The sequence below is a fragment of the Massilia sp. BSC265 genome (genome assembly GCF_000740675.1).
Taxonomy (GTDB): domain Bacteria; phylum Pseudomonadota; class Gammaproteobacteria; order Burkholderiales; family Burkholderiaceae_D; genus Telluria.
The window spans coordinates 1-21551 of the sequence record NZ_JPXI01000035.1 but is presented as its reverse complement, the minus strand read 5'-3'; the positions used below and the strand labels follow the sequence as shown (position 1 = coordinate 21551).

General features: G+C 64.2%; 20 protein-coding genes. 4 read left to right on the top strand and 16 right to left on the bottom strand.

Going from position 1 to position 21551, the window contains the following annotated elements:
• Positions 1-8: 8 nt before the first annotated feature.
• The 16 genes from MA09_RS15970 to ubiE form a co-directional block, all read right to left on the bottom strand.
• Positions 9-1799, bottom strand: coding sequence for an acyl-CoA dehydrogenase C-terminal domain-containing protein (locus MA09_RS15970; RefSeq protein WP_036250630.1), 1791 nt, complete (start codon positions 1797-1799; stop codon positions 9-11).
• A 48-nt stretch (positions 1800-1847) separates the two neighbouring features.
• Entirely contained in the window at positions 1848-2465 is a 618-nt protein-coding gene (locus MA09_RS15965) for a TetR/AcrR family transcriptional regulator (protein WP_036250627.1), read from the bottom strand.
• Between the two features lie 267 nt (positions 2466-2732).
• Positions 2733-3977: a DUF819 domain-containing protein gene (locus MA09_RS15960; RefSeq protein ID WP_036250625.1), complete on the bottom strand. Its 1245-nt coding sequence runs from the start codon at positions 3975-3977 to the stop codon at positions 2733-2735.
• 145 nt (positions 3978-4122) lie between these two features.
• Positions 4123-4506, bottom strand: coding sequence for an RNA-binding S4 domain-containing protein (locus tag MA09_RS15955; protein WP_036250622.1), 384 nt, complete (start codon positions 4504-4506; stop codon positions 4123-4125).
• Positions 4507-4518: 12 nt separating this feature from the next.
• Positions 4519-5679 carry a cardiolipin synthase ClsB gene (clsB, locus tag MA09_RS15950; protein WP_036250620.1) on the bottom strand — a complete coding sequence of 387 codons (1161 nt, stop codon included), beginning with the start codon at positions 5677-5679 and terminating at the stop codon, positions 4519-4521.
• Positions 5680-5693: 14 nt separating this feature from the next.
• The gene (locus MA09_RS15945; RefSeq protein WP_036250618.1) at positions 5694-6521 is read right to left on the bottom strand and encodes an endonuclease/exonuclease/phosphatase family protein; all 828 of its coding nucleotides are present in this window, start codon (positions 6519-6521) and stop codon (positions 5694-5696) included.
• A gap of 95 nt (positions 6522-6616) precedes the next feature.
• Positions 6617-6817, bottom strand: coding sequence for a hypothetical protein (locus MA09_RS15940; protein WP_036250617.1), 201 nt, complete (start codon positions 6815-6817; stop codon positions 6617-6619).
• 364 nt (positions 6818-7181) lie between these two features.
• Positions 7182-7640: a dihydroneopterin triphosphate diphosphatase gene (nudB, locus tag MA09_RS15935; protein ID WP_036250616.1), complete on the bottom strand. Its 459-nt coding sequence runs from the start codon at positions 7638-7640 to the stop codon at positions 7182-7184.
• A 91-nt stretch (positions 7641-7731) separates the two neighbouring features.
• Complete coding sequence (gene aspS / locus MA09_RS15930; protein ID WP_200883081.1) at positions 7732-9525, bottom strand: aspartate--tRNA ligase; 1794 nt, start codon at positions 9523-9525, stop codon at positions 7732-7734.
• Between the two features lie 93 nt (positions 9526-9618).
• Complete coding sequence (locus tag MA09_RS15925; protein ID WP_036250612.1) at positions 9619-10206, bottom strand: DUF502 domain-containing protein; 588 nt, start codon at positions 10204-10206, stop codon at positions 9619-9621.
• Positions 10207-10267: 61 nt separating this feature from the next.
• Positions 10268-10576 (bottom strand): FmdB family zinc ribbon protein, encoded by a 309-nt coding sequence (locus MA09_RS15920; RefSeq protein ID WP_036250610.1) that lies wholly within the window; start codon positions 10574-10576, stop codon positions 10268-10270.
• 451 nt (positions 10577-11027) lie between these two features.
• Positions 11028-11636, bottom strand: coding sequence for a methyltransferase domain-containing protein (locus MA09_RS15915; RefSeq protein ID WP_036250607.1), 609 nt, complete (start codon positions 11634-11636; stop codon positions 11028-11030).
• Positions 11626-13209: a ubiquinone biosynthesis regulatory protein kinase UbiB gene (gene ubiB / locus MA09_RS15910; protein WP_036250605.1), complete on the bottom strand. Its 1584-nt coding sequence runs from the start codon at positions 13207-13209 to the stop codon at positions 11626-11628. The genes MA09_RS15915 and ubiB overlap by 11 nt, the downstream gene beginning before the upstream one ends.
• Positions 13209-13862, bottom strand: coding sequence for an SCP2 domain-containing protein (locus MA09_RS15905; RefSeq protein ID WP_229440756.1), 654 nt, complete (start codon positions 13860-13862; stop codon positions 13209-13211). The genes ubiB and MA09_RS15905 overlap by 1 nt, the downstream gene beginning before the upstream one ends.
• Positions 13863-13995: 133 nt before the next feature.
• A complete protein-coding gene (locus MA09_RS15900) occupies positions 13996-15003 on the bottom strand; it encodes a Tim44 domain-containing protein (RefSeq protein WP_036250602.1) in 1008 nt (335 codons plus the stop codon).
• Positions 15004-15035: 32 nt separating this feature from the next.
• Positions 15036-15770 carry a bifunctional demethylmenaquinone methyltransferase/2-methoxy-6-polyprenyl-1,4-benzoquinol methylase UbiE gene (gene ubiE / locus MA09_RS15895; RefSeq protein WP_036250600.1) on the bottom strand — a complete coding sequence of 245 codons (735 nt, stop codon included), beginning with the start codon at positions 15768-15770 and terminating at the stop codon, positions 15036-15038.
• A 152-nt stretch (positions 15771-15922) separates the two neighbouring features.
• Here ubiE and MA09_RS15890 point away from each other — a divergent pair, with 152 nt between their 5' ends.
• The 4 genes from MA09_RS15890 to MA09_RS23770 form a co-directional block, all read left to right on the top strand.
• The gene (locus MA09_RS15890) at positions 15923-16678 is read left to right on the top strand and encodes a cache domain-containing protein (protein ID WP_036250597.1); all 756 of its coding nucleotides are present in this window, start codon (positions 15923-15925) and stop codon (positions 16676-16678) included.
• A gap of 45 nt (positions 16679-16723) precedes the next feature.
• Positions 16724-18136 (top strand): ATP-binding protein, encoded by a 1413-nt coding sequence (locus MA09_RS15885; RefSeq protein ID WP_152594682.1) that lies wholly within the window; start codon positions 16724-16726, stop codon positions 18134-18136.
• Between the two features lie 179 nt (positions 18137-18315).
• Positions 18316-19695: a sigma-54 dependent transcriptional regulator gene (locus MA09_RS15880; protein ID WP_081897637.1), complete on the top strand. Its 1380-nt coding sequence runs from the start codon at positions 18316-18318 to the stop codon at positions 19693-19695.
• A gap of 348 nt (positions 19696-20043) precedes the next feature.
• Positions 20044-21551 (top strand): hypothetical protein (locus tag MA09_RS23770; RefSeq protein WP_051933511.1); only part of this gene is annotated, 1508 nt, incomplete at its 3' end.

Genomic DNA, 21551 nt, shown 5'->3' with positions numbered 1-21551 from the left:
ATGGTGTGTTAGAACAGGTCTGCGTCCATGGCCAGCAGGTTCGATGCACCCGAACGTGCCTGGCGGATCAGCATGGCGGTTTCCGGGTACAGGCGGGCGAAGTAGAAGCGCGCGGTGTGCAGCTTGGCTTCATAAAACTTGTCATCGGAATCCTGTTTGGACAGCGCGATCTTCGCCATCTGCGCGAAGAAGTAGCTGAACACCAGGTGGCCCACGACGCGCAGGTAAGGCACGGCGGCCGCGCCCACTTCGTCCTGGTTCTGGAAGGCCTTCATGCCGATTTCCATGGTCAGCTTGCCGACCTTGTCGCCGAGCTCGCCCAGCGGGGTCACGAATTCCGACATCGACTCGTCCAGACCGTTCTCTTCGACGAAGTTCTTGATTTTTTCGCCGAAGGCGCGCAGCTTGGCGCCGTTGTCCATCAGGATCTTACGGCCAAGCAGGTCGAGCGACTGCACGGTGTTGGTGCCTTCGTAGATCATGTTGATGCGGGCGTCGCGCACGTACTGCTCCATGCCCCATTCGCTGATGTAGCCGTGGCCGCCGTACACCTGCATCGCTTCCGAAGTGGCGATCCAGCCGTTGTCGGTAATGAAGGCCTTGACGATCGGGGTGAGCAGCGCGACTTCGCCGGCGGCTTCCTTGCGCACTTCTTCGTCCGGGTGGTTCAGTTCACGGTCGATCTGCAGCGCCACGTACGAGGTCAGGGCGCGCGCGCCCTCGGCGTAGGCCTTGGCGGTGAGCAGCATGCGGCGCACGTCCGGGTGCACGATGATCGGGTCGGCCGGCTTGCTAGGGTCCTTCGGGCCCGACAGCGAACGCATCTGGATGCGCTCCTTGGCGTAGACCAGCGCGTTCTGGTACGCGACTTCGGTCAGGCCCAGCGACTGCATGCCGACGCCCAGGCGGGCGGCGTTCATGAACACGAACATCGCCTGCAGGCCCTTGTGCGGCTGGCCGATCAGGGTGCCGATCGCGCCGTCCAGGTTCATCTGGCAGGTGGAGTTGCCATGGATGCCCATCTTCTCCTCGATGGCGCCGCAGGCGATGCCGTTGCGCTCACCGACGGAACCGTCGGCGTTGACCTTGAACTTCGGCACCAGGAACAGCGAGATGCCCTTCGAGCCTTCCGGAGCGTCCGGCAGGCGCGCCAGCACCAGGTGGACGATGTTTTCCGACATGTCGTGCTCGCCGGCCGAGATGAAGATCTTGGAGCCGGTAATTGCATAGGTGCCGTCGGCCTGCGGTTCGGCCTTGGTGCGCAGCAGGCCCAGGTCGGTGCCGCAGTGCGCTTCGGTCAGGCACATGGTGCCGGTCCATTCGCCCGAGACCAGCTTCGGCAGGTACAGCTTCTTCTGCTCGTCGGTGCCGTGCTCCTTCAGGCACTCGTAGGCGCCGTGCGACAGGCCCGGGTACATGGTCCATGCCTGGTTCGAGGAGTTCAGCATCTCGTAGAAGGAGTTGTTCAGGGTGACAGGCAGGCCCTGGCCACCGTATTCCGGATCGCAGGCCAGCGCGGCCCAGCCGCCTTCGACGTACTGTTTATACGCTTCCTTGAAGCCCTTCGGGGTGGTGACGGCCTTGGTGGCGGCGTCAAAGTGGCAGCCTTCGCGGTCGCCGCTGTGGTTCAGCGGGAACAGCACTTCCTGCGTGAACTTCGCACCTTCTTCGAGCACCTGGTTGATGATGTCGGCGTCGATTTCCTGGTAGGCAGGCAGGTTCTTGAACTCTTCGCTGACATTGAGGAATTCGTGCAGAACGAACTGCATATCCCGGATTGGCGCGACGTACTGACCCATGGTTTTCTCCTGAACGAAGGTAAAAATATATTTGACTGGATGGCCTGGTTATTGAGCCGGGGTGCCTTGCGGCGGATTTGGGTTGCGGTAGTTCTCGACCAGCCGCTCGAAGCCGCGGCGTGCACGCTCGACCGCGCCCGGCATGCGCAGGAAGCGGGCGTCGTGGTGCAGGGCCAGGATCAGCCCGTACATCTCGTAGACCAGCTGCTCGGCGTCGGTGTCGGGCCGCAGGTGGCCGACCTCGATCGCCTGGTGCGCGGCGCGCTGCAGGGCGCCCTGCCAGGCCTGCACCATCTTGACCAGCTCCTCGCGGATCGGGCCCGGACGGTCGTCGTATTCGACGGCGCCGCTGATGTAGATGCAGCCGGACGCAATCTCGACCGACACGCGCGCCAGCCAGCGGTCGAACATCGACTGCAGGCGCGGCAGGCCGCGCGGCTCGTGCACGCTCGGGAAGAACACTTCCTGCTCGAAGCGGTGGTGGTACAGCTTGACCACCTCGAGCTGCAGGTCTTCGCGCGAACCGAAGTGCGCGAACACGCCGGATTTGCTCATGTTCATCCGGTCGGCCAGCACGCCGATGGTAAGGCCTTCGAGGCCGTCGCGGCTCGACAGCTCGAGCGCCACGTCCAGGATCGCTGCCCGCGTGAGTTCGCCCTTGCGCATGAATTTGGCTGATGTAGTAATGACTGCCCCTGAATCGAAAAAATCCGAACGCTCGTACTATTATCTACCAGAGTTGAAATGTCAAACGGGAACTTAGAGGCGAGATTCTATTGATGCAGGACAACGGCAGATGGAGAAACCATCCGCAGGACGTTCCCGGCCGGATGCGGGCGGGACAACGTTGTCGCAGATGTAAAGGTACCGCATTTTTGACGCTTGTGGTGCACGGGCAGCATTGTGCAAAGCCCGTGCACCGATGACATGTCACTAGGTCGCCAGCATGCGCAGCACCAGACCCGTGATATAGGCGCCATAGGTGCCGAGGGCATAGCCGAGCACCGCCAGCAGCACGCCGACCGGCGCCAGCGCCGGGTGGAAGGCGCTGGCCACCACCGGCGCCGAGGCGGCGCCGCCGACGTTGGCCATCGAGCCGACCGCGAGGAAGAACAGCGGCGCGCGGATCAGCTTCGCCACCAGGAGCAGCAGGCCGCCGTGCACCGCGATCCAGATCAGGCCCAGCAGGAACAGCCATGGGCGGTCGAGCAGCGCATTCAGGTCCATCTGCATGCCGATGGTCGCCACCAGGAAGTACAGCATGGCCGAACCGATCTTCGATGCCCCGGCGCCTTCCAGGCCGCGCGCTTTCGTGAAACTGAGCAGCAGGCCGAAGGTGGTCGCAAACACCACGATCCAGAAGAAGGACGAGGTCAGGCTGTAGTCCTGCAGCCGCCATTCCTGCGGCAGGCCGGCGATCCAACCCACGGTCGGGCCGGTCAGGGCATGCGACAGGCCGGTGACGCCCAGGCCCACGGCCAGGATGACCATGATGTCGGCCAGGGTCGGCACGCGTGCATGCTCGGCCTGGAAGGTCTCGATGCGCGCCTTGAGGGCATTGATGGCGCTCAGGTCGGCGCCGGTCCAGCGGTCAAAAGCCTGGGCGCGCCCCGTCATGAACAGCAGCACGGCCGTCCACACGTTGGCCACCAGCACGTCGACCGCGACGAACTGGCCGAACACATTGGCCTCGACCTCGAACACTTCCTTCATGGCGGCCTGGTTGGCGCCGCCGCCGATCCAGGCGCCGGTAATCGTGGTCATGCCACGCCAGGTTTCGCCCGCAACCGTCTCGGGGTGAATCACCCGCATGATCTCGAACGAGGCGACTGCGCCGAGCATGATGCCCGCGGTACCGGTCAGGAACATGATGATCGCCTTCGGGCCGAGCCGGACGATGGCGCCGAAGTCGATGGCGATACAGAGCAGCACCAGCGCGCTCGGCAGCAGGTAGTCGCGCGCCACCGGGTACAGCTTCGACAGGCTACCGTCGATGACGCCCAGGGTGTTCAGGATGGCCGGGACCAGGTAGCACAGCAGCAGGGCCGGGACGTAGGTATAGAACTTCTTCCAGAAGCCGTCGGGCCGCGAAGCGGACCAGAACACGAGGCCGAGGATCGTTGCGAGGATGCCGAGCACGACGGCATCGTTGGTCACCAGTGGAACAGCAGTCTGCATGGAAATAACATGAAGAGGTTGGCGGAGACCGCCAAGCCGCTTCGCGCATTCTCATGCGCCTCAGCGATCCTTGCGGCCGGGACATCGCATTCTACATTCCCCGGAGCAAAGAAGGCCGAGATTTGCCTGCACAAATGTTTCTGCCCTATTCCTCGCCGATGCGCGTCATGGCGCGCCGGTCGCGCTTGGTCGGCCGGCCCTTGATGTCCATGCTTGGCTCGGGGAACAGGCGGCGCGCCGTTTTGTCGTTCTCGCGCTTGGCGATGCTCTCGTCGGTCTCGAAATACAGGGTGCGGGCGACCGGCGCCGGGCCGCGCGTTCCCGAAATGGCGGCCACGATCACTTCCCAGCGGTCCGAGCCGTTGTCGATGAAAATCCTGTCGTTTACCTTGACGTTGCGCGCCGGCTTGACCGGCTCGCCGCCGATGCGCACGCGGCCGCGGTCGACCGCGTCGGCCGCCATCGAACGCGTTTTAAAAAAGCGCGCCGCCCACAGCCATTTATCGATGCGTACGTTGTTGTCTTCCATAATCCGATCCATTCATGCATAGCCGATCGCGAAGATCCGCATGGCCAGTTTATACATCAAGTAGGCTGCTCCATAGCTCGCACGCTTGAACCAGCCGATGTGCGCGAATTCCTCGGCGCGCACCGGCACGCCATCGGCGATGCCGCGCTCGATGTGGGCGCGCATGGTAGCAGCAAACTTCTCGTCCAGTACGACGACGTTGGCTTCCTGGTTCAGGAACAGCGACAGGCCGTCGCAGTTGCTCGATCCGACCGTGGCCCAGTCGTCGTCGACCACCGCCACCTTGGCATGCAGCTGGGTCTTGCGGTATTCCACCACCCGGATGCCGTCGGCCAGCAGCTTCGGATAGAAGGAATGGGCCACCATGTCCTGGATGCGGAACTCCCCTACCCCGATGAGCAGGGTCACCTGCACGCCGCGCCGCGCCGCGTGGGCCAGCGCCTTGCGGAACTTGCGTCCCGGGGCGAAATACGGCGTGGCCAGCAGCACGCTGTGCCTGGCGCGGCCCAGCGCCTGCAGGTAGGCACGCTGGATCGTGGAACGGTTGCGCAGGTTGTCGCGCACCACGAAAGCGGCGCGCGCCGGGTGCGCGCACGACTCCGGCGGCTCCCTGCGCATTTCCCTGAACAGCTCGATGCGCTGCCGGATCTTGAGTCGGCCGGCGCGCAGCCATTGCCCCTGGGCCTCGTCATGGATCTGGGCCACCAGGGGGCCGCGTACCTGCACCGTGAAATCCCAGCGTGGGGCCGGCAGCCGATGGTGGTCGGCGTGGTCGCACTGCCAGTCGTCGTTGATATTGATGCCGCCCACGAAGGCGACTTCGCGGTCCACGACGGCGATCTTGCGGTGCGAACGCGCGATGCCGCGCCGGCACCAGGGATTGAACACGCGGTACTGGACGCCTGCTTCCGCGAAGGCGGCGCCGAGGCGCTTGGCGGGGAGGTGCTCGGTGCCGATCCAGTCCACCAAGACCCGCACCTTGACCCCGCGCCGCGCGGCACGCATCAAGGCGTCCCGCACGGCTTGGGCGGTGTCGTCCTCGCCGAAGATATAGGTTTCGAAGAAGACCTCGTACTGCGCCGCATCCAGCGCCGCGATCAGCGCCGGGAAGTAGGCGATGCCGCTTTCCAGGAGGGTGACGTCGTTGTTGTCGATGAAGCTGACGTGGCGCATGGCCTGCAAGGATGCTAGGCGAGCTGAAGTTCCGCCACGATCGGTGCGTGGTCGGACAGCCTGGCCCACAGCGGGCCGTGCATCACCTGCGCGTTGTCCACCTTGAAACCGCGTACGTAGATGCGGTCGAGGCGGAACCAGGGCAGCATGGCCGGAAAGGTGCGCGCCGGCGCCAGGCGCGGCTGGCGGCGCGGGGGCGGCTGGCGGCCGGCCCAGCTGCGCACCATGTCGCCCAGCGGCGAATGCGGTCCGAGTTCGTCGAATACCTCCTTGACGCCGAGCGCGTTGCGCAGGCGGTCGCTAAGGGTGTTACGCCAGTCGTTGAAGTCGCCGGCGATGATGACCGGCTCCCCATGCGATGAAGCATTGACGTGCTCGATCAGGGCGTCGGCCTGGCGTCCACGGCTGCCTTCGAACAGGCCCAGGTGCACCACGTAGCAGTGGACTTTGCCGGCCTGCGTGTTCAGCACGCAGTGCAGGATGCCACGCTGTTCGTAGGCATGGTCGGACACGTCGTGGTTGTGCGAATTCTCGATCGGGAAGGCACTCAGCAGCGCATTGCCGTGGTGGCCATGGTCGTACACGGCATTCATGCCATAGGCACTGTGGTGCTTCTCGTTCTTGAAGTAGTCGTACTGCGCGGTTTCGGGCCAGTGCCGGTGCGCATGGTCTTCCTTGCCGTAGCGTGCCTGGAAGCGGTCGTGCCGCCCCTGCACCTCCTGCAGGAAGACGATATCGGCGTTGAATTCCGCAATTGCTTTCTTGAGAGCGATCACCCGGGGCGTACTACGCAATGACGAGACGCCCTTGTGAATGTTGTAGGTAGCCACACGAATTTTCATGGGAACATTCTAACCGCATCGGGCGGTTGTCCTCGTGGAACGAGGCCCTATTGTGCGCTGCCGGGTGATCTGTTCGCGGGGCCAGCCCGCTGTGTTCAGACAAAGGCCATCTGGTTGGACACGGCTTCGTGGCCGCTCACGATCATCCGGCGCGGACGCGTCGATGCTCGGGACACTTCGTCGTTCGACACCAGAGGCCCGGACAACCGCAAGCCGGACAACAGGTCGATCTGGATGCAGCCGTTGCCGATGCTGATCTCTTTTACCTTATTGTCGTTCTTCAGTTCGAGGTCCATGTTTTCTCCCTGTAGATCTATCTGGTTAGAGTTGCGTCGCGAAAATTGTTACAAGCGACCTCATCGACGATATGCTAGAGATTGACGACTGTCAAACGACGAATCTATCGTGCAAATGAGAAAAATACTAATTTCCTTCGGTAAATTAATTACCAAAATCATCTCGAAAAACTCAGCAATATCCGCAAAAACAACAGTTTATGAGAGCAAATTAGCATCAAATGCGCGCTAATGAGCTGACAGTTGTCAAGGAAGTGAATAACTGTGCACGAAAAAAAATTCGGTAGCTGTTGTGCTATCACGACAGTTTATTTTCCCGCGGAAATTAACAATTCCCCTATGCATGGGGGATAGTTCACAAAAATTACTCAGCGGAATGGACCTGACGGGGCAGCTGCAGGATGGCCTCGGCGTTCGAGGATGAGAAGCAGCGGTCCGCTGCCTCAAGGTAAGGCAACCACGCGTATTGCGTGTGCTCGCGCGGACTGAGGATCACGGCGATGTCGCGCGGGACGCAGACCGAGAACACGTGCTCGGTATTGTGGGTGACGCCGGGAGCGTAGCGGTGACGCCAGACCGGGTAGATTTCGTAGATGTTGGAGAGCTGCCAGTCGTGCAGGCGGATCCGCTGTCCGTCGGCCATGATGCCGGTTTCCTCGAACAGTTCGCGGGTGGCGGCCTGGATCAGGGGTTCGTCGTGGGCATCGAGCGAGCCGGTGACGGATTGCCAGAAACCCGGGCGGTCGGCGCGCTCGATGAGCAGCACCTCCATGTCGGAGGTATGGATGACGACCAGGACCGATTCGGGGATCTTGTGGGGCATGGGCAGATAAAACAAACGCGGGCGCAGCCATTATATGGCCAGGCCCGCGTTGGCTGGAGGCATGGCCGGCAATGCCGGCCATCCATGCGATTTAAGCGACCTTCGGCTCGTTACGCAGGCGGATATGCAGTTCCTTGAGCTGCTTCTCGTCGACTTCCGAAGGCGCGTTGGTGAGCAGGTCCTGCGCACGCTGGGTCTTCGGGAAGGCGATCACGTCGCGGATCGATTCCGAACCGGTCATCAGGGTGATGAGGCGGTCCAGGCCGAAGGCCAGGCCACCGTGCGGCGGCGCGCCGTACTGCAGGGCGTCGAGCAGGAAGCCGAACTTCAGCTGGGCTTCTTCGGCGTCGATCTTCAGGGCGCGGAACACCTTGCTCTGCACGTCTTCGCGGTGGATACGGATCGAGCCGCCGCCCAGTTCCCAGCCGTTCAGGACCATGTCGTAGGCCTTGGCGACGCAAGCGCCCGGGTTGGTCTCGAGCATGTCCTCGTGGCCATCCTTCGGCGCGGTGAACGGGTGGTGGGTGGCGTTCCAGCGGTCGCCGTCTTCGTCGTACTCGAACATCGGGAAGTCGATGACCCACAGCGGCGCCCAGACGTCGTCGAACAGGCCGGCCTTCTTGCCGAATTCCGAGTGGCCGATCTTCACGCGCAGCGCGCCCATCGAGTCGTTGACGACCTTGGCCTTGTCCGCACCGAAGAAGATCAGGTCGCCGTCTTCGGCGCCGGTCAGTTCCAGGATCTGGGACAGGACTTCGTCCGAGATGTTCTTGACGATCGGCGACTGCAGGCCCTCACGGCCCTTGGCCTTCTCGTTGACCTTGATATAGGCCAGGCCCTTGGCGCCGTAGATGGCGACGAACTGGGTGTAGGCGTCGATTTCCGAACGCGGCATCGAACCGCCCTGCGGCACGCGCAGGCCGACCACGCGGCCGCCGGCCATGTTCGCGGCGGAATTAAACACCTTGAACTCGACCGACTTCATCAGCTCGGTCAGTTCGGTGAACTGCAGCTTGACGCGCATGTCCGGCTTGTCCGAACCGTAGGAGCCCATGGCGGTGGCGAAGTCCATCACCGGGAACGGGTTCGGCAGGTCGATGCCGGCTGCGTTCTTGAAGACGACGCGCATCATGTCTTCGAACAGGTCACGGATTTCCTGTTCGGTCAGGAACGAGGTTTCGCAGTCGATCTGGGTGAATTCCGGCTGGCGGTCGGCGCGCAGGTCTTCGTCGCGGAAACACTTGGTGATCTGGTAGTAGCGGTCGAAGTTGGCGACCATCAAGAGCTGCTTGAACAGCTGCGGCGACTGCGGCAGCGCGAAGAAGTTGCCCGGGTTGACGCGCGACGGCACCAGGTAGTCGCGTGCGCCTTCCGGGGTCGACTTGGTCAGCATCGGGGTCTCGATGTCGATGAAGCCCAGGTTGTCCAGGTACTTGCGCACTTCCATCGACACCTTGTAGCGCAGGCGCAGGTTGTGCTGCATCTGCTGGCGGCGCAGGTCGAGCACGCGGTGGGTCAGGCGGGTGGTTTCCGACAGGTTGTCGTCGTCCAGCTGGAAAGGCACCGGCACCGAAGCGTTCAGCACTTCCAGGTTGGTGGTGTTGATCTCAATCTTGCCCGACTTCAGGTTGGCGTTGGCGGTGCCTTCCAGGCGGTTCACCACCGTGCCGGTGATACGCAGGCAGTACTCGTTGCGCACGTGCTCCGCGGCCTTGAACACCTCGGCGTTATCCGGATGGCAGACCACCTGCACCAGGCCTTCGCGGTCGCGCAGGTCGATGAAGATCACGCCGCCGTGGTCGCGGCGACGGTGCACCCAGCCGCACAGGCTGACGGTTTGGCCCAGCAGTTCCTCGGTGACGAGGCCGCAGTAGTGAGTACGCATGGAGGACATAGTTTTCGTTCCAGGTTGGTTGATTCGGTTAGGCCGCCGTCGCATGCGCCGGCCCCTGTTCTTTGCTTGCTGCGTTGTTCTTTTTTATTCCGGAGCGACGACGCCCATCGAGACGATGTGCTTCAGGGCCGCGTCCACGGACATGTTCAGTTCCACGACCTTGCTGCGCTCCATCATCAGGAAGAAGCCCGAGGTCGGGTTCGGGGTGGTCGGCACGTACACGCTCACGTAGTCGCCCACCAGGTGGTTCTTCACGTCGCCGCCCGGCACGCCGGTCAGGAATGCGATGGTATAGGAATCCGCGTGCGGGTACGGGATCAGCACCGGTGTGCGGAACGCGTTGCCCGAGGACGAGAACAGCGTGTCCGAGACCTGCTTGACGCTGCCGTACAGCGAGCTGACCACCGGGATGCGCTTCATCACGCGGTCGCCCACGCGCACGATATACCTACCGACCAGGTTATTCGTCAGCAGGCCGGTGAGGAAGACGATGGCGAGCGTCAGGACCGCGCCGAAGCCAGGCACGTCCATGCCGAACATGTTGCGCGGCTGCCAGGCTTCCGGCACGAACAGCAGCGACTGGTCCAGGGTGCTGATGATCATGCTCAGCACCCAGGCGGTGATCACCAAGGGCACCAGCACCAGCAGACCGGTCAGGAAATATTTGCGCATCACGTTCTCTTGTTCTTGTTCGGGCTGCGGCCTTCGGCCGCAGCTTTTACTTGTCGAGTACTCAAGTACTGCTCTTGTCGCCGCCTGCCGCCGCCGGGGCCGGCGTGCTGGCCGCACTGCTGCCGCTGTCGGACGAGGTTGCAGCCGGGGCCGCAGTGCCGCTGGCCGTACCGGTCGCCGGCGCGGTGCCGCCACGGAAATCGGTCACGTACCAACCCGTGCCCTTGAGCTGGAAGCCGGCAGCGGTCACCTGTTTTTTGAAGGCTTCCTTGCTGCACGACGGGCAGACCGTCAGCACCGGGTCAGAAATTTTTTGCAGTACATCTTTGGTAAAACCGCATTCATCGCAGCGGTAGGCGTAAATCGGCATCTTTGACTCCGCAAAAATCTTCAAAACCCTGAATTATAAAGCTTTTACGGGAGGCGTTGCCTATCCAGGCCGCAGTCGGCGGCCCAGGGCAGCCCCGGCTGTCACCGCAGGTGTTGTTTTTCGTCATCGTCTTATACTGTTTCGTTTGCTCAAGAACAGGCTCGGGTGATTAAATAGCATCTTTCTTAAGAACATGATGGCAACAGGCAAGCCTTGCTGCCCACAGTTAAGAAGAAACAGAAGATTTTGCGCGGTGCTGCACCGCCGCTGGTCCGTAAAAGAACGCTGTACTTATGAAGCCCGCCTATGCGGGCTTTTCTTTTGTCTGTCGTAGGGTGGGCAGGTTTTCCTGCCCACGCGTTCAACCGGCGCCAGCACGGCCGCAGCGGATCACCTCATCGCTATCACCGCGTGGACGGGGAACCCGCCCACCCTACGGCACACGGTATGCTTAACGGCGCTGCCAGACCATCCAGCGTTCCTTGCCAGCGAAGATCGGAATCGAGTCGGCGACTGGCGCATCCTCGACGAGGTCGAAGGTCGGCGCCAGCAAGGCGTCCAGCCCTGCCCTGTCGATCCCGAAGGGCGGACCTTTTACCGTTTGGTCAAAAAAGAAGAAGCCGCCCAGCCGGCCACCCGGCGGAAGCAGCTCCGCCCAGCGCGCCGCAAGCCGTGGCCGCATGGCGGGCGGCAAGGCGCACAGGAAGGCGCATTCGTAGATGAATTCGAGCGATTGCGGTGGTTCCCATGCAAAGAAATCCGCCTCCACGACGCGTTCACCCCACTGCCCCGCCAGCGCCTTGCCGCGCGCTACCGCCTCCGGCGCGAAATCGATCGCGAACGCATCCCAGCCGGCTTCGCTCAGATAGACCAGTTCGTAGGCACTGCCGCAGCCGGGAATCAGGGTCCGGAGCGGCGCCGGGCTGCGCGCCACGAAGTCGCACACGGCCTGCGGCACGCCGCCGCGGTCCCAGGGAGTAAACGATCTGGCAAAACGCTCGTCCCAGAACTGCGGATCGAGCGGATCGCGGCTGGCAAAGCTCGGCGGATCAGCCGCCATGCATCAGGCTGTAGCCGGCGGCGATGCTGCCCGCCAACACTACCACGGCTGCCAGGAAGGCCAGCAGGCGGTTGGTGCGGCGCTGTTCCAGCAGCACCAGGGCAAGCAGGTCGGTCTGCGATACCGGCTGGCCGTGGTGAGTGCCCGTCACGCTCGAATGCGCCTGGCGCTCCAGCGTCTGGTGCAGCAGGCGCGGCAGTTGCGGGAAGATGTGGGCGTAGCGCGGTGCCTCGGCGCGCAGTCGCTCGACCATGCCCTGCCAGCCCACCTGCTCGCTCATCCAGCGCTCCAGGTGCGGCCTGGCGGTCTTCCACAGGTCGAGTTCGGGGTCGAGCTGGCGGCCCAGGCCTTCGATGTTGAGCAGGGTCTTTTGCAGCAACACCAGTTGCGGCTGCACCTCGACGTTGAAGCGGCGCGAGGTCTGGAACAGGCGCAGCAGGATCTGGCCGAAGGAAATGTCTTTCAGTGGACGATCGAAGATCGGCTCGCAGCAGGCGCGCACCGCGGATTCGAGTTCGTCGACGCGGGTGTCGCGTGGCGCCCAGCCCGATTCGATGTGGGCCTCGGCCACCCGCTTGTAGTCGCGGCGGAAGAAGGCCAGGAAGTTCTGCGACAGGTAATCCTTGTCGAAGTCGTTCAGGGTGCCGACGATGCCGAAGTCGAGGGCGATATAGCGGCCGAAGGTTTCCTTCTCGATCGACACCAGGATGTTTCCGGGGTGCATGTCGGCGTGGAAGAAGCCGTCTCGGAACACCTGGGTGAAAAAGATCTCGACGCCATCGCTCGACAGCTTCTTGAGGTCCACGCCTTCGGCCGCCAGGCGGTCGATCTGCGACACCGGGACACCGCGCATGCGCTCCATGACGATCACGCTGCTAGAGCAATAATCCCAGTACATCTCCGGCACCATCAGCAGGTTCGATTCCGCAAAATTGCGGCGCAGCTGACTGGCATTGGCGGCCTCGCGCATCAGGTCGAGTTCGTCGTGCAGGTACTTGTCGAACTCGGCCACGACTTCGCGCGGTTTCAGGCGGCGGCTTTCGGCCCAGACCTTCTCGATCAGGCGCGCGGCCATGTCCATCAGCGCCAGGTCTTCGTCGATGGTCTTGCGCATGCCGGGACGCAGCACTTTTACCGCGACCTCGGTGCCGTTCTTCAGGGTAGCAAAGTGCACTTGCGCAATCGACGCCGAGGCCACCGGCACCCGGTCGAAGCTGCCGAACAGCTGGTCAGGATGGGCGCCGAGCGCCTCGGTGATCTGGGCGATCGCCAGGTCGGAATCGAAAGGCGGTACGCGGTCCTGCAGCAGCGACAGCTCGTCGGCAATATCCTGCGGCATCAGGTCGCGCCGGGTGGACAGCACCTGGCCGAACTTGATGAAGATCGGCCCCAGCTCTTCGAGTGCCTGGCGCAGGCGGATGGCACGCGGCGAGGTAATGCGGCGCCAGAAGAACAGGGTGCTCATGAAGCGCGCGGTGCGTGGCGCATGCAGGCTCGTGACCGCGATTTCATCGAGACCGTACTTGGTCGCGACGGTAAGGATTTTCAGCAGGCGCAGGAATTTCAATATCATCAGTTATCCGGACTCAGTATCACACTCGGGCGGCCCGCGCCAGGGGGCGTGGCCTGGGCCTGCGCCTGCGCCAGGCGCTGCTCCAGTTTCGCGATGCGCTTGGCGGTGCGCTCGACGTCGTCGCGCAGGCGCACCACGTCGGCGGCGAATTCGTTCACCGCGCTCGGGCGCACCAGCACCGGCCGCTCTTCCAGCAGGAACTCGGCCACGTTCTCGGCCAGCCGGCGCCCGGCGCCCAGCACGCCGGTGGCGGTGCCCTTTGTCCCCTGCACCAGGCCGCGTGCGCCGAGCGGACCGACGATGCGCTCCAGGTCATACTCGGCATCCCAGCGCAGGCCCTTCGACAGCGTCGAGATGGCGTTGGCAAACTCGGCGTCGCCCTCGATCTTTACATACGAAAAGGCCCGGTCGCGATTCTGGGCAATGAGCGGCAGGTCGGTCAGCTTGACGCGGATGGTCACGTTCGCCGGGCCCTCGGCCGTGCCGGGCTCGAGCATGCCATCGCGCGCCACGCGGAGGCGCAGCGCGAGCTTGCCGCCGCTTCCAAAGTCAATACAGGCTTCCTTGCCGGCATGGCGGACGAGCGATTCGCGCGCCCAGGCTTCCTGGACCAGCAGGTGGTTGATCGTGGCGACGGCAGGCGTCGCCAGCATGGCAGAACTCGGGAACATGGCAGCAAAGGTGAATGGAAAAAACCTAAAAAAAACCGCCCGGTGTTAGCGGGCGGTTCGATCTTACCAGTTTGCCGGGGACAAACCCGGCAGCACGAATATTAACTGGAAAATATTATGCGACCTGCTGGATACCGGCCAGCACCCAGCCGCCCTGGCCCGACAGCGGCTTGGACATGTTCCAGACTTCCACGAAAGGCTCGGCCGGCGCGTTCGGGGCGGTACGGATCATGCCGTTGAACTGCACGCTCGCCAAGTAGTCGGTGGCGGTGGTCTCGATGCCCAGCAGCTGGCCGTCGATCGTCACCACGTCGGTGAAGTCGGTGGCACCGTTGCGCTCCTGGATCTGCATCTTCAGCTCGGCGAACACTTCCGGCGACGTGAACTCGCGCAGGTCATTGGTGTCGCCGCGGTCCCAGGCGGCCTGCATGCGGATGAAGGACGCTTTCGCATGGCGCAGGAAGGCCTCCTGGTCGAAGTCGCCCGGCACGCCCCACTGCTGGTGCATGGCCGGGGCAGCGCTGTCAGGCTTGCCCAGGTTAACGTTACCAAACTGCGCGCCACCGAACTGGTTCTGGCTCTGGAAACCCGCAGGCTGGCGCAGGCCGGAACCGATTTCCGGGGTCGAGACTGCACCGGCGGCCGGGTTCGGCGAGGCGCCGGCCGGCACCGGGTTGGTGTAGCCGCCGCCGAAGGCCGGGTTGGCCGGGGTGTCCTTGCGGCGGAACATGCGCACGATGAACAGCACGGCCAGCGCCAGCAGGCCGATCATGAGGATCGCCGAGATCGCGCTCGCCAGTGCGCCGCCGATGCCGAGGTGCGACAGCAGCGCGCCCAGGCCGAGGCCCAGCAGGGCGCCGCCGAGGATGCCCTTCCACATGCTCGGACGCTTGGCCTGCGCGGCAGCGGCCGCACCGGCGGCGCCGGCCGCTGCAGGAGCGGCGGCGGGCGCGCGCTGCGGCTGCATGCCCGGGGTCGGCGCCGGCGCCGGGGCCTGCATCTGCTTCACGGGTTGCGACTGGCGGCCGATCGAGCGCTTGCCGCCCATCGGGCGCGCAGTCGCTTCCGCGATCATCGATACTGCGGTGATCGCCAATACCATCGTTGCGACGAATTTTTTCATGTCAGCTTCCTCAGTGTTCTTACACGCATTTATTACAGCTTAATACCGGTGTGCAATGCAGCCACACCCGCCGTCAGGTTGTGATACTGGACCCGCTCCAGTCCCGCGTCGAGCATCATGGACTTCAGGGTTTCCTGGTCCGGATGCATGCGGATCGATTCCGCCAGGTAGCGATAGCTTTCGGCATCGCCTGCAATCTTCTGGCCCAGCCACGGTAGCACCGAAAACGAATACAGGTCGTACGGCTTCTGCAGCGGCGCAATCACTTTCGAGAACTCCAGCACCAGCAGCTTGCCGCCCGGCTTCAGCACGCGGCGCATCTCCGCCAGTGCCTGGTCTTTGTGCGTCATGTTGCGCAGGCCGAAGGCCACGCTGACACGGTCGAAATAATTGTCCGGGAACGGCAGCTTTTCTGCATCACACAGCAAAGTTGGGGTCACCAGGCCCTGATTCAATAGTCTATCCCGGCCCACGCGCAGCATCGATTCGTTGATGTCGGTGAGCCAGACCTCGCCGGTGCGGCCCGCCTGCCTGGCAAAGGCCTTGGCCAGGTCGCCGGTGCCGCCGGCGATGTCGAGCACCTTGAAGCCCGGACGCACGCCCGCCTGCGCGATCGTGAACATCTTCCAGGCCCGGTGCAGGCCAGCCGACATCAGGTCGTTCATGACGTCGTATTTCGAAGCGACCGAATGGAAGACCTTGGCGACTTCCTGGACCTTCTGGTCCTCGGCAACGGTCTTGTAGCCGAAGTGGGTGGTATTGGTCATATATGCCTGCGGTGTAGGGTTGCCGCATTATACAAGCTGGGCGCTGCGTTGCCGGACGCCTGGAAGGCTGCGCACGCTTGCATTTTTTACCGACAGCAAACATTTCCTCTTTGTATAATCGTCAATTCCGCTGCTGGGCGGAGCTCCTTGCCATGCGTATCCGAACCCGCCTCCTGATCCTGGTCTTATCGGTCCTGGTACCGTCCTTCATTGCGGCGGCGCTAGCGGTGTCCTACGTCTATCGCGAAGAACAGAAATCGCAGGCGCAGAGCGTGGGCGAGGCCACGCGCGCCTTCGCGCTCATGGTCGACAACGAACTGCAGGCGCGCACCGCCGTCCTGCGTACGCTGGCCAGCTCGCCTTCCTTGCACGGCGGCGACCTGCGCGCCTTCTACGAGCACGCCCGGCGCATGGCTCCCGCCTGGGATACCGCCATCGTGCTGGCCGATCTCGAAGGGCGGCAGCTCGTCAACACGCGCCGGCCATTCGGCGCGTCCCTGCCGACGCGACGCTCATCGAACGTCGGCGACTTGATGCGGCGCGGCGGTCCCGCCGGCACCTACGTGTCCGACCTCTTCATGGCGCCGATCGGCAAGATCTACGATTACACGGTGCAGGTGCCGGTCCTGGTCGACGGCGCGCTGCGCTACCACCTGCTGCTGGGCGTCAGCGTGGCGACTCTGCAGGAATTGGTCGAACGCCAACATTTCCGCAACGAGTGGATCGCCACCATCGTCGACCGCCAGGGTGTGGTGCTGGCCCGCTCCCGTACCCCAGAACGATTTGTCGGAAAGCCGATGCGCACCTCGAGCCGTGAACTCCTGAAACGCTCCCGGGAAGGCGTCTACGACAGCCGTACGCTCGATGGCATCGACGTGCGCGCTTTCTACAGCACGGTGCCCATGTAGGAATGGAAAGTACTGGTCAGCATTCCAGTCAGCGAAACCCGGCGCGTGCCGCTGCAGGCGACGGCGATGCTGGCCGGGCTGATGGCGGCGCTGCTCGCGGCCGGCGTGCTGGCAGCGCGCTGGCTGGCGCAGCGTGCGATCGGGCCGATCGAGCACCTCGGCCTGGCCGCCGACGAACTCGGCCAGGGCAAGGAACCGAGCTACCGGCCGCAGGGCATCGCCGAAATCGACAGCGTGGCGCAACGCATGCTCGATGCCGGCCGCCAGATCCGCCATGCGCAGCAGGAGCTCGAACGCCGGGTCGCCGAAGCAGTCGCCGCCACCGAACGGGCGCAGGGCGCCCTGCTCAAGTCGCAGAAGCTGGAAGCCCTGGGCCGCCTGACCGGCGGCATCGCCCACGAATTCAACAACCTGCTGCAGACCCTGAGCACCGCGCTGCAACTGGCCGAGCTCAAGACCAGGGACGAGCCGGTGCGTGGCCTGCTGCAGACCTGCAAGAAGACCGTGCAGCGCGCCACCGGCCTCACCGGCCAGCTCGGCTCCTTCGGGCGCATCCAGGAAGCGCGCCAGGAAACGGTGGATGCCTGCCAGCAGCTACGAAGCGCGCGCCAGCTGATGAGCGGCGCGCTGCGCGAGGACATCGCGCTGCAGATCGCATGCGACGAGCCGGCCTGGCCCGTGAGAATCGAGCCCCTGCAGTTCGACCTTGCGCTGCTGAACCTGGCCGTCAATGCACGCGACGCCATGCCGCGCGGCGGCATGCTGCGCATCGAGGCACGCAATGTCACCCTGGCCCATCCCCTTGGCACCTTAGCGCCCGGCGACTATGTGCGCGTGACCGTCAGCGACACCGGCAGCGGCATGACGCCCGAGGTGCTGGCGCGCGCCCTCGACCCTTTCTATACCACCAAGGGCCAGGGCCAGGGCACCGGCCTCGGCCTCCCGCAAGCCTACGCCTTCGCCCTGCAATCGCAAGGCCTCTTGCAGCTCGACAGCGAACCTGGCAAGGGGACGCGGGTGGACATCTACCTGCCGCGCGCGCAACAGCCGGCCGAACAGCCGCCGGCGCCGCCGGACGATATGCCACTGCCGCGCGGCCGCGGCACCGTGCTGTTCGTCGAGGATGACCCGCTGGTGCGCGAAGCGGTGTCGCACGCGCTCGAGGACGCCGGCTTCGAGGTGCTGGCGGCGCACGACGGCGAACAGGCCGTGGCCCTGCTCGACGGCGGCGCCCGTCCTTGCCTGGTGTTCTCCGACATCGTCATGCCGGGTAGCGTGAGCGGCATCGACCTGGCGGGTATCGTGCGCCAGCGCGACCCCGGCCTGCCGGTGGTGCTGGCCACCGGCTATACCGAGCGCCAGGCCGCGATTCCAGGCGTGCAGGTACTCGCCAAACCCTACGCGATCGAACGCCTGGTGACCCTGCTCGCCAGTACCGCTGCCAACAGCAAACCCTAAAGATAAATACTCTAATGCATTGATTCCTGTAGGAATTTTTGCGATGTAGATTACCAACTCAACAATACTCGTGCGCCGAAAGGTGGCCGTTTCTGTTTAAATAACGGTCAACACGGTGTCGGACGAATCCGGCATTCATCCCCCGGTTTCCTAGAAAACGTCCGGGTGGCCAGCCGACGATGTCGCCTGCATTACCAGTAATAACGAATAACAACGAGGTTAATGTGTCGGTCAAACGACTCTTATGCATTACGACTGAGGGGAACGCAGGCGTGCGTGCCGCCTGCGGGGAGTTGCGGGGCTGGGACGTGTGCACGGTCGACAGCATCGCAGCCGCGCGCAAGGTGCTGGCACAGCAGCACTATCCGGTCGGGCTCCTGCTCGACGGCGACGGCAGCCTCGAGCACGACGACACCGAACGCTTCCTGCAGCAGCAGCACCACATCCGCTGGATCGGCGTCTTCGGTCCCGACCTCCTGCACCGGCCGCAGCTGCGCCACGCCATCGCCACCCACCTGTGCGATTTCCATACCCGTCCGGTCGACACGGTCCGCCTGCACCATTCACTCGGGCACGCGCACGGCATGGCGATGCTGGCCAAGTCCACGCCCCCGCACAAGCGCGCGTCCAGCAGTCGCCGTATCGACGGCAACTCGGTGGCGATCCGGCGCCTGCGTGCCCACATCGACAAGATCGCCGCGGTCGATGCGCCGGTGCTGATCTCCGGCGAGAGCGGCAGCGGCAAGGAACTGGCGGCGCAGGAAATCCACGCGCAGTCGCCGCGCGCCGGCGGCCCCTTTATCGCAATCAACTGCGCCGCGATTCCGCCCTCGCTGATCCACTCCGAACTGTTCGGCTACGAACGCGGCGCCTTCACCGGAGCGGCCAAAGAGAAACAGGGCCTGATCGAAGCGGCATCCGGCGGCAGCATCTTCCTGGACGAAATCGGCGACCTGCCGCTCGACCTGCAAGCCAGCCTGCTGCGCTTCCTGCAGGAACGCACCATCTACCGTGTCGGCGGCACCCGCACAGTGACGGTCGATGCGCGCGTGATCGCCGCCACGCACGTCGACCTGCCCAGGGCAGTGGCCGAAGGACGCTTCCGCGAAGACCTGTATTACCGCCTCAGCGTGTTCCCGATCCGGGTACCGCCCCTGCGCGAACGTAAAGACGATCTTCCCCTGCTCACCGAGATCATATTTAACAAATTTGCTGACGAAAAGAGCCCACAGCTCAAGGGCGTCAGCAAGCAGGCCCTGCGCGCCATGGCCCAGCATCATTGGCCGGGAAATATTCGCGAGCTCATCAACCGCATGCGGCGCGCCATGGTGTTGGCGGAGCACCGTCTCATCATGCCCGAAGACCTCGAACTGGCACCGCAGGACGACGCCATCATCCTGCGTGACGGCCTCGATCATTCTCGGGGCAGCGCCGAGCGCACCGCCATCTGGAACAGCCTGGCCAAGTGCGGCAACAACATCAGCCAGGCCGCGCGCGAGCTCGGTGTCTCGCGCATGACGCTGTACCGCCTCATGGCCAAGCATTCGATCGCCCCCTGACCAAGTCCTGGCCCGGCCCTTTCCCCGCCTTCCTTTCCTCCTACATCCTTGAAGCAAGCGCGTTGTCGCGCTTGCCCCTGCACGCCTGTACCCGCTGTTACAGCCTGATACAGTCCGGTGACAATTCCGTGACAACTGTCACAACTTTGAGACAACTTTTTTCAGAGTTATTGAACTCCCTCATCAATTCAGTCCTACAAACTTGCTCAGCATAAAAACCATCAATTTAATCAAAGACTTGCGAAGCAAAAACGAGCTGGCACGCAAACTGCTAATAGGAGGATGGACCGGTGACATGGAACGCCGGGCATTTCAACTTTTTCAGTGATTCACAAAGGGGAGTAACAGATGAAGCGCACTATTCTGGCGACCGCAATCGCCCTGTCGTTCGGCGTGGCACATGCACAAAACTCCAACACCGTGGACCGCGTCCGCGGCGACAACACCCAGACCACGAACGTCGACCGTTCGAACAACAGCACGAACACCGACAGCAGCGACCGCTCGGATAACAGCACCCGCACCAACACGAACACGAACACGAATACCGACAGCAGCGACCGCTCGGACAACAGCACCCGTACCAACACCAACACGAACACCAGCACCGACAGCAGCAACCGTTCGACCACCAACACCGATAACAGCGACCGCTCGACGACCGACAACAGCGACCGCTCGATGACCACCACGAACACCACCACCAACACCGACAGCAGCGACAATTCGGACAACAGCTCGCGCGATTCCTCGGGCCAGAACCGCAGCACCGGCTCGTCCAACGCTTCGGCAGCCGGCGCAGCCGCCGCCAACAACGGTGGCAACGCGACCTCGAGCATGAGCAACTCCTTCAACACCTCGACCGCCAACTCGACCAGCACCCTGAACGGCAACGTCAGCGGCAACAACATCCACAACATCGGCAACGTTGCCGCCAACAGCGGCAACGCCAACGGCGCAGCCGGCACCGGCGCAGCAGGCGGCGTCGCCACCGGCGGTGCAGCCAACGGCGCTGACGGCGCTGCGGGCGGCGCAGCCGGTAGCGCCAACGGCGCATCGGCCGGTGCAGGCGGCCAGGGCGTGAGCGGCGCGGCTTCGAGCGGCGCAGCCTCGATCGGCAACGCAGCCGGCGGCGCAGGCGGCGCAGGCGGCAACACCGGCAACGCATCGAGCGGCATGGGCGGCTCGGGTGCAGCAGGCGGCATGGGCGGTTCGGGCGCTGCCGGCGGCTTCGGTGGCGCAGGCGCAGGCGGCAACGCCGGCGGCGCAGGCGCAGCCGGCGGCTCGGGCGGCTTCGGTGGCGGCGCGACCGCAACCGGCGGTTTCGGCGGCGGTTCGACCGCAACCGGCGGCCTGGGCGGCGCATCTGGCGCTACCGGCGGCATGGGCGGCGCAGGCGCGTCGGGCGCTGCAGGCACCGGCGGCCTGGGCGGCGATGCCACCGGCGGCGCGGGCGGCAGCACCGGCGCCCTCGACGGCGGCAACGGCGGCAACAACGGCGCCACCACCGCAGGCAACGGCGGCTTCGGCGGCGGCTCGGGTGCCACCGGCGGCGCGGGCGCAGCAGGCGGCAACGGCGGCATGGGCGGCATGGGCGGCTCCTCGACCGGCTCGACCCAGACCGCATCGAGCGGTGCAGGCACCGGCGCTGCCGGCCAGGGCGATAACGGCGCAAGCAGCGGCGCAGTCATGCCTGGCACCGATGGCGGCACCGGTGGCACCAGCGGCACCGCAAGCATCACCGGCGGCTCGGTGGCCTCGGGCGCCAGCACCAACGGCGACACCATGAACACCGGCGGCGATTCGACCTCGGGCGCCGGCGGCGCAGGCGCAGCGGGCGGCATGGGCGGCTCGGG

Bases quoted from the DNA above. Each gene is read 5' to 3' on its own strand.
- MA09_RS15925 (WP_036250612.1), bottom strand. From the start codon at position 10,206: ATGCGCAAATATTTCCTGACCGGTCTGCTGGTGCTGGTGCCCTTGGTG.
- ubiE (WP_036250600.1), bottom strand. From the start codon at position 15,770: ATGACCAATACCACCCACTTCGGCTACAAGACCGTTGCCGAGGACCAG.
- MA09_RS15920 (WP_036250610.1), bottom strand. From the start codon at position 10,576: ATGCCGATTTACGCCTACCGCTGCGATGAATGCGGTTTTACCAAAGAT.
- ubiB (WP_036250605.1), bottom strand. From the start codon at position 13,209: ATGATATTGAAATTCCTGCGCCTGCTGAAAATCCTTACCGTCGCGACC.
- MA09_RS15940 (WP_036250617.1), bottom strand. From the start codon at position 6,817: ATGGACCTCGAACTGAAGAACGACAATAAGGTAAAAGAGATCAGCATC.
- MA09_RS15960 (WP_036250625.1), bottom strand. From the start codon at position 3,977: ATGCAGACTGCTGTTCCACTGGTGACCAACGATGCCGTCGTGCTCGGC.
- MA09_RS15970 (WP_036250630.1), bottom strand. From the start codon at position 1,799: ATGGGTCAGTACGTCGCGCCAATCCGGGATATGCAGTTCGTTCTGCAC.
- aspS (WP_200883081.1), bottom strand. From the start codon at position 9,525: ATGCGTACTCACTACTGCGGCCTCGTCACCGAGGAACTGCTGGGCCAA.
- MA09_RS15880 (WP_081897637.1), top strand. From the start codon at position 18,316: ATGTCGCCTGCATTACCAGTAATAACGAATAACAACGAGGTTAATGTG.
- nudB (WP_036250616.1), bottom strand. From the start codon at position 7,640: ATGCCCCACAAGATCCCCGAATCGGTCCTGGTCGTCATCCATACCTCC.
- MA09_RS15945 (WP_036250618.1), bottom strand. From the start codon at position 6,521: ATGAAAATTCGTGTGGCTACCTACAACATTCACAAGGGCGTCTCGTCA.
- MA09_RS15905 (WP_229440756.1), bottom strand. From the start codon at position 13,862: ATGCTGGCGACGCCTGCCGTCGCCACGATCAACCACCTGCTGGTCCAG.
- MA09_RS15900 (WP_036250602.1), bottom strand. From the start codon at position 15,003: ATGAAAAAATTCGTCGCAACGATGGTATTGGCGATCACCGCAGTATCG.
- MA09_RS15965 (WP_036250627.1), bottom strand. From the start codon at position 2,465: ATGCGCAAGGGCGAACTCACGCGGGCAGCGATCCTGGACGTGGCGCTC.
- MA09_RS15890 (WP_036250597.1), top strand. From the start codon at position 15,923: ATGCGTATCCGAACCCGCCTCCTGATCCTGGTCTTATCGGTCCTGGTA.
- MA09_RS15955 (WP_036250622.1), bottom strand. From the start codon at position 4,506: ATGGAAGACAACAACGTACGCATCGATAAATGGCTGTGGGCGGCGCGC.
- clsB (WP_036250620.1), bottom strand. From the start codon at position 5,679: ATGCGCCACGTCAGCTTCATCGACAACAACGACGTCACCCTCCTGGAA.
- MA09_RS15915 (WP_036250607.1), bottom strand. From the start codon at position 11,636: ATGGCGGCTGATCCGCCGAGCTTTGCCAGCCGCGATCCGCTCGATCCG.